Raw genomic sequence first — 1,219 nt, 5'->3', positions numbered from 1 at the left:
TTTGCTGTCCAATCCCATCCGAAACCTCCGTCCAAGCCGGAGGCTTCTTTCGCACGTTCATTCGAATTCTGAAGCAAGGGTATCGGCTTCGCGCTTACGTTCAAACGCAAACCTTACGAACTAGTCGGCTCCTGACCTGGTTGAAGGGACTAAGCAGGCTAACTAGGGACCCAACCAGCTGAAGTTGATTATCCATATTGGGACGTGAGCTATGTCGACGGTCGTCCCTGGCTTATGGCACGATTGGGCATGAACCCAACCCGCAAGAACCGTTAGACATCAGATGCAGCCGTCCAGCGCTCGATCAGGCGTAAAGCTATGCTGGCGAGCAAAATCCCGAGCAACCCGCCGACCACCTTTTCGGTCGCATCCAGCAATCTAGCATGGCGATCTGGCGTCAGCTTTTGCAACAATTCCAGCACCACTGCGCTACCAAGCACGAGGCTGCACACCAGCGTCATCCGGTCCCGGTACGCGGCACAAAATGCCAAACCTAGGAACGCAAAGGCCGCGACGTGTTCGATATTGGCCGAACTGCTCAGTTGAGGCCTGTCGTGGATTGGAGACAGACTTGCGTAGGTGATAAAGGCAAGAGAAGCCCACGCCACGGCAACTGAAATTCTATACAGCATAGTAGCGACTGACCCCGAGTAGTTGCCGCAATATACTTCAGCGCCAACCGGATCCAGCGGCTCGCATTTGCCAGGGTGGTGGCTGCGGTTCTTCACCTGATCCAGAACTTCTGCCGCCGCGCGGCAGGGCAGTACGACCAATGGTAGGCGCACCAGAACGTAACTTTTCGTGATTGAACAATTAAAGGATTTAATTTATTTAATTTGGTTTAATAGTCGCAGTTAGCCCGAGGGGGAATACCTGATGCGCACAACAGAAGAAGACGAAGACCGCCGGGAGTTCTTGAAGATGTGTGGCAGGTTTGCTGCCATAACCCCGCCAGCGATGACTCTACTCCTGTCGACGTCGTTGACGTCAACAGCCATCGCACGTTCCGGCGCCCAAGACGGAGCAGGATATAGCGGCGGCGGCAGCAGTCATTCAGCCTTCGACAATGATCCACACAGCGCGACCGAGGATCACTCGACCAAGGAGTATTCATCAGCCGGCGGCGGTGGTGGGGGCTCTGGCGGCGCAGTGGCCTTCAGCCGCAGCGGGGATCCGGCTACAGGCGAATTCGGAGACGCAACCGTGATCCGCAAGTTCG

The 1,219-nt window shown here is 55.8% G+C and carries 2 protein-coding genes; one reads left to right on the top strand and one right to left on the bottom strand.

Annotated features, from left to right (window positions below):
- Positions 1-272 precede the first annotated feature (272 nt).
- Positions 273-773: a VanZ family protein gene (locus IVB36_RS04115; protein ID WP_247361389.1), complete on the bottom strand. Its 501-nt coding sequence runs from the start codon at positions 771-773 to the stop codon at positions 273-275.
- A 103-nt stretch (positions 774-876) separates the two neighbouring features.
- On the opposite strand from IVB36_RS04115, the gene IVB36_RS04110 reads away from it, so the two are divergent.
- A partial coding sequence (locus IVB36_RS04110; protein ID WP_247390749.1) for a hypothetical protein occupies positions 877-1,219 on the top strand: 343 nt, incomplete at its 3' end.

The sequence above is a fragment of the Bradyrhizobium sp. 35 genome (genome assembly GCF_023073215.1).
Classification (GTDB): Bacteria; Pseudomonadota; Alphaproteobacteria; order Rhizobiales; family Xanthobacteraceae; genus Bradyrhizobium; species Bradyrhizobium canariense_D.
Note: the sequence above shows the minus strand (reverse complement) of the source record. Positions and strands in the feature narration are given on the sequence as shown.